Genomic DNA, 6,000 nt, shown 5'->3' on the forward strand with positions numbered 1-6,000 from the left:
ACTCTATGTGTCAGATAATCAATAGAATGTTGTTTGAGTATGTTAAGTAAATAAAATAAAGAAAATCACATTGTAAAATTGTGGCTTTTCATTTATATTTGGATTATATGAAACCAGCAGTAAAAATTATAGAATGTCCTCGTGATGCTATGCAAGGCATTAAGATGTTTATCCCAACAGAAAAAAAGGTACAGTATATACAGTCTCTTTTAAGAGTGGGGTTTGATACCATAGATTTCGGTAGTTTTGTTTCTCCTAAGGCTATTCCTCAGATGCAGGATACAGCTGAGTTGTTAGCTCAGTTAGACTTGAGTAAGACAGAGAGCAAGCTATTAGCTATTATCGCAAACACGAGAGGTGCAGAACAAGCTGCTGAGCATAAAGAAATTCAGTACTTAGGTTTCCCTTTTTCTATATCAGAGAACTTCCAGATGCGTAATACACATAAGACTATTGCAGAATCTATCGTTACTTTAGATGAGATATTGAATATCGCTACTAAGGCCGATAAAGAGGTTGTGGCTTATTTATCAATGGGTTTTGGTAATCCTTATGGAGATCCGTGGGATGTGGATATTGTAGGAGATTGGACTGAAAAGCTGTCAAAGATGGGAGTGAAGATTCTTTCATTATCGGATACGGTAGGAAGTTCTACACCAGAAGTGATAGATTATTTATTTAGCAATTTGATTCCAGCGTATCCTAATATTGAGTTTGGAGCACATCTACACACTACTCCTGATAGTTGGTTTGAGAAGATTGATGCGGCCTATAAGGCTGGATGTCTACGTTATGATGGTGCAATAAAAGGTTATGGGGGATGTCCAATGGCAAAAGATGATTTGACTGGAAATATGCCAACAGAGAAGATGTTGAGCTACTTTACAGCAAATAAGGTAGATACGAACTTGAGTGCTATGTCATTTGAAAGCTCATACAATGAAGCTTTAAAAATATTTAATTTTTTCCATTAAAGTTTTTTATTACATAGAAAAATAGTAAATTTGCGTGCAATTCAACGACATTGCACATGAAAGCACACACAACTAAAATCATCGGTCAAGGACTTACTTACGATGATGTATTACTAGTTCCAAACTATTCAGAAATACTTCCAAGAGAAGTTAGTTTAAAATCAAAATTTTCTAGAAACATTACTTTGAACGTTCCTGTAGTATCTGCTGCGATGGATACTGTAACGGAAAGTGAAATGGCTATTGCTATGGCTCGTGAAGGAGGAATCGGAGTGATTCACAAGAACATGACTGCTGAAGAGCAAGCAAAAGAAGTAAGAAAGGTAAAAAGAGCTGAGTCAGGTATGATTATAGACCCAGTGACTCTTCCTCTTACAGCTACTGTAGGTGATGCGAAAAAGGCAATGGCTGAATTCGGAATCGGAGGTATTCCAATTGTTGATGACAATGGGCTTCTTAAAGGAATCATTACAAATAGAGATATGCGCTTTGAGAAACAAAACGACCGTGCTATCACAGAGGTAATGACTAAAGATAATCTAGTAACTGCTGCTGAGGGTACTACTTTAGATCAAGCAGAAGAAATTCTTCAAGAGAAAAAAATCGAAAAATTACCAGTAGTTAATGCTGATAATAAATTAGTCGGTTTAATTACTTTTAGAGATATCACTAAACTTACTTTAAAACCAAATGCTAATAAGGACAAGTTCGGTAGACTACGTGTTGCAGCTGCTTTAGGAGTGACTGCTGATGCTGTAGATAGAGCTAAATTATTAGTACAAGCTGGTGTAGATGCATTAATTATAGATACTGCTCATGGACATTCTCAAGGAGTGGTAGGGGTATTAAAAGCAGTAAAAACTGCTTTCCCTGAAATCGATGTAGTAGTAGGTAATATCGCTACTCCAGAGGCTGCATTATTCTTAGTAGAGAATGGTGCTGACGCTGTTAAAGTAGGTATTGGACCTGGATCTATCTGTACTACACGTGTGGTGGCAGGTGTTGGGTTCCCACAGTTCTCAGCTATTATGGAAGTAGCAGCTGCTCTAAAAGGAACAGGTGTACCAGTGATTGGTGATGGAGGTCTTCGTTATACAGGAGATATTCCTAAAGCATTAGGAGCAGGAGCAGACTGTGTAATGTTAGGATCAATGTTAGCAGGTACTAAGGAATCTCCAGGTGAAACTATTATCTTCGAAGGAAGAAAGTTCAAAGCTTACCGCGGAATGGGATCTGTAGCAGCTATGAAGCAAGGTTCTAAAGATCGTTACTTCCAAGATGTAGAAGATGATGTGAAAAAATTGGTACCAGAAGGAATCGAAGGTAGAGTACCTTATAAAGGAGAACTTAGCGAGAGTATGTTACAGTTCATAGGAGGTCTTAGAGCAGGTATGGGATACTGTGGTGCTAAAGATATTCCTACATTACAAGAAGTGGCTAGATTTGTTCAGTTAACTGCTTCTGGTATTGGAGAGAGTCACCCTCACAATATTACGATTACTAAATCTGCACCTAACTATTCTAGATAGTGTTAGATGGTATGTTACGGATTACAAATTCGCAACAACCTTAGAGATATAATTAAAATAATAGGGCTATTTCGTACGAAATAGCCCTATTATTTTTTATAAGATAAGTGAGTAATTATGCTTTTATAGTATCTACTAAACGTCTTATTTTAATATTTAATACAACATAAGTAAGAGATACAAATGGTGAAATAATATTAAAGAATGCGTAAGGAGCATATGTCATTGTATCAATCCCTAGTACTCCTGAGTGATAAGCCCCACAAGTATTCCAAGGAATTAGTACTGATGTCACAGTCCCTGAATCTTCTAGTGTTCTACTTAAGTTCTCAGGTGCAAGTCCTTTATCCTTATAGGCTTTAGAAAACATTTTACCAGGAATTACTAATGATAAATATTGTTCAGAAGCAGTTAAGTTTACAACAACGCAACTTGCCATTGTGCTTGCGAATAATCCAAAAACTGACTTTGCTATACTTAATAATGTTTGTGTTATTTTCTTTAAAGCCCCAATAGCTTCCATCGCTCCACCGAAGAACATTGCACAGATAATTAACCATACTGTGTTTAGCATGCTTTTCATTCCTCCTGCTTCGAATAAGCTATTTAAACTTTCCATAGGAGATAGAATAGCAATATCTGTAGTGATGGCATTCATAATTCCCTTATAGGCTGTAACTGGTGTCAATGAAGTTCCTTCTCCTACAAAGGCTACTATATCTGGCTGAAAAAATAGAGCGAATACAGCTCCTAATAAGGTTCCTAAAAGTAAAGCAAGTATTGGTTTCATCTTTTTTAATATTGCTCCAATTACAATCACAGGAACTAAGAATAACCAAGGTGTAATGTTGAATGTTTGATTAATTGCCTGTAATGATGCAGACATATCTATGGTCTCAGGTACATTAAGATTAAAACTGATGATGATAAATATGATTAAGGTTAGTACATAAGTAGGGATGGTGGTGAACATCATGTACTTTATATGAGTAAATAAATCTGTACCAGCCATAGCTGAAGCTAAATTAGTAGTATCTGATAGTGGAGATAACTTATCTCCAAAGTATGCTCCTGATATTACAGCACCTCCAATAAGCGCTAGATCAATACCCATCGCATTACCTATACCTACTAGAGCAATACCTACTGTAGCAGATGTGGTCCAAGAACTACCTGTTGCTAGGGCAATAATGGAACAGATAATTACTGTCGCAGGTAAGAATATATGAGGTTCTAAAATCTGTAAACCATAGTAAATCATCGTAGGTATAATACCACTCAATAACCAGGTTCCTGATAAGGCTCCTACTAATAACAGTATATAGATAGCTCGAGTGGTTTCTCTAACGTTTTTAGTGATTTTTTTAATAATATCTTCGTAATTGACTTTATTGTATAGGCCTATTCCGATTGCAATAAGCCCACCTATTAATAGAACGAATTGGTTAGAACCAGCTAAGGCAGCACTACCATAAACGAATACATTGGTACCTAATAGCGCGATTAATACGATCATAGGTATTAAGGATTGCAATAAGGTTACTTTTCTAGGTTTAACTTTAGATTCAATATTCATGATTGTTTTTATGTTGTTTGTAAAGAGTTTGAAGATACATAAAAATCAATAGAATTTAATATCTGTGTAATATTATTTAGAATAAAACTACATATTGCCATTTTATTGCTAATCTTTCAAAGTGCTCCTTTTATATGAGAAGTGTTTATAATGAATATGTTGTAATAAAAAAGTATGTATCTCCGTTTAATGACATAATGCTATATTTGTAATCTAAAAGAGAGTAATCATATGTCCAATCTATTTACCTTTTCAGCCGAATTTACAAGTGAAGAAGCATGCCGTTTGCACTTTAAAGAACAACGCGACAAATTAGGAGTCACTTGTCAAAGATGTGGTCATGACGCCCACTATTGGATTCAAAGTAGATGGAGTTATGAATGTAAGAAATGTCGTTCTCGTATGACTTTAAAAAGTGGAACAATAATGGAACATTCTAAGCTATCTTTTCTAATATGGTATAAAACAATGTTCTTAATGACAGCGACCAAGAAAGGCTTTTCTACTTTAGAAATTCAGAAGTAATTAAGACTAAAAAGATATGAGCCAGTATGGGCAATGGTACATAAACTTCGCAAGGCAATGGGCAATAGAGATAGCAAATATACTTTAGAAGGAATGTTAGAGATGGATCAGGGGTATTTTAAAGTAGAAACATCTGAAATAGAGAAGTCTAAAACAAAAAGTGGTCGTGGCTCTACAGGTGTCCAAAATGTTGCAATTATGGCAGAGAGTACAGTTTTAGAGGACATAAAAACAGGTGAAAAACAAAATCATGTACGCTTTTTTAAAGCTGTTGTTTTAGAAGATCATAAAGCTGAAGGTGTTAATGAAATGATTAAGAAAAATATTGAAGAAAGTAGTATTGTCTTAACTGACAAGAGTACTTCTTATGTAGATATTTCAGATTTTGTTCAGATACATATCACTGAAAAATCATCAGAACAAACAACAAAAGAAACTCTTAAATGGGTACATATAGCTATCAGTAATGCCAAAAGAAATCTACAGGGAAATTACCATAAAATTAAACGAAAATATCTTCAAGCCTACTTAGATGAATTCGTTTATAAACTTAATAGAAGATACTTTGGTGATAAGCTCTTTGATAGGCTTATTATTGCCAATATTACTGCTTATGACTAAAAACGGAGATACATTAAAAAAGCCTCATAAAATTAATTATGAGGCTTTGTCTTATAAGCTGATAATTTTATTTTATAGGTTCTTCATCTCTTGGAGGACCTATTTTTGTATAATTTATTTGAACAAGTTCTAATTGACCATTTATACTTACCCTAGTTACTAAAGAGAGCTCGTTTTGTTCTACTTTGACAATTTGTCTTTTGTCATTAACACTTTCAAAAACAATAAAATCATCAGAAACGTTACCTAACTTAACTTTAGATTTTATTTCATTACTATAATATTGAACTAATTTGACTGATTCAAGTTGATCTGTGAAAACCTCTAGTTCTTCATTTTTATTAAAGGTACCGATTTCAGTATATTTAACTGTACTGCCATCTTTTAGTCTTATAGTATTAGATTCCCATTTTCCAAAATAAGTTTTTACTGTGATTCCACTGTCATTACTACAGCTAGTGAATAGAATTGTAGTTAAAAGGAAACAACTGATAGATAATAGTTTTTTCATTAGTTTATGATGGTTTGTTATTTGTGCAGAAATATATAAAAAAAATCTTAGTACACGACAAAAATATTAATTAGTTGATTTTAAGATAAATGAAGGAAGGAATTATTTGTAAAAAAGGCTGATATTCAGTATATTAAAGTTTTCCTCCTACAGAATGTCTTTAAAAACGAACAACAGCCTAGAGTACAAAAATACAGAACTTCTAACAACTATAAAAGCCAATTTTAAAGGTAAATTAGGGTTAGCTAGGATCCGACTTATTTG

General features: G+C 34.1%; 4 protein-coding genes and 1 pseudogene. 3 read left to right on the top strand and 2 right to left on the bottom strand.

The features are described from left to right. Positions 1 to 107: 107 nt before the first annotated feature. Both HX049_RS07150 and guaB read left to right on the top strand, forming a co-directional pair. The gene (locus HX049_RS07150) at positions 108 to 974 is read left to right on the top strand and encodes a hydroxymethylglutaryl-CoA lyase (RefSeq protein ID WP_039851797.1); all 867 of its coding nucleotides are present in this window, start codon (positions 108 to 110) and stop codon (positions 972 to 974) included. A gap of 56 nt (positions 975 to 1,030) precedes the next feature. Then, complete coding sequence (guaB, locus tag HX049_RS07155; RefSeq protein ID WP_006258466.1) at positions 1,031 to 2,503, top strand: IMP dehydrogenase; 1,473 nt, start codon at positions 1,031 to 1,033, stop codon at positions 2,501 to 2,503. A 115-nt stretch (positions 2,504 to 2,618) separates the two neighbouring features. On the opposite strand, the gene nhaC is transcribed toward guaB, so the two are convergent. Continuing rightward, positions 2,619 to 4,079 (bottom strand): Na+/H+ antiporter NhaC, encoded by a 1,461-nt coding sequence (gene nhaC / locus HX049_RS07160; protein ID WP_286415070.1) that lies wholly within the window; start codon positions 4,077 to 4,079, stop codon positions 2,619 to 2,621. A 231-nt stretch (positions 4,080 to 4,310) separates the two neighbouring features. Between nhaC and HX049_RS07165 the strand changes: the two are divergent. Beyond that, positions 4,311 to 5,225 (top strand): annotated as a pseudogene (locus HX049_RS07165) (IS1595 family transposase). 67 nt (positions 5,226 to 5,292) lie between these two features. Here HX049_RS07165 and HX049_RS07170 read toward each other — a convergent pair. Then, entirely contained in the window at positions 5,293 to 5,736 is a 444-nt protein-coding gene (locus HX049_RS07170; RefSeq protein WP_286415072.1) for a hypothetical protein, read from the bottom strand. Positions 5,737 to 6,000 lie beyond the last annotated feature (264 nt).

Source organism: Myroides odoratimimus, assembly GCF_030326305.1.
GTDB lineage: Bacteria > Bacteroidota > Bacteroidia > Flavobacteriales > Flavobacteriaceae > Flavobacterium > Flavobacterium odoratimimum_A.

What these genes read in the sequence shown, in the direction of transcription:
- HX049_RS07150 (WP_039851797.1), top strand. Translation starts at nt 108, where the DNA reads ATGAAACCAGCAGTAAAAATTATAGAATGTCCTCGTGATGCTATGCAA.
- HX049_RS07170 (WP_286415072.1), bottom strand. Translation starts at nt 5,736, where the DNA reads ATGAAAAAACTATTATCTATCAGTTGTTTCCTTTTAACTACAATTCTA.
- guaB (WP_006258466.1), top strand. Translation starts at nt 1,031, where the DNA reads ATGAAAGCACACACAACTAAAATCATCGGTCAAGGACTTACTTACGAT.
- nhaC (WP_286415070.1), bottom strand. Translation starts at nt 4,079, where the DNA reads ATGAATATTGAATCTAAAGTTAAACCTAGAAAAGTAACCTTATTGCAA.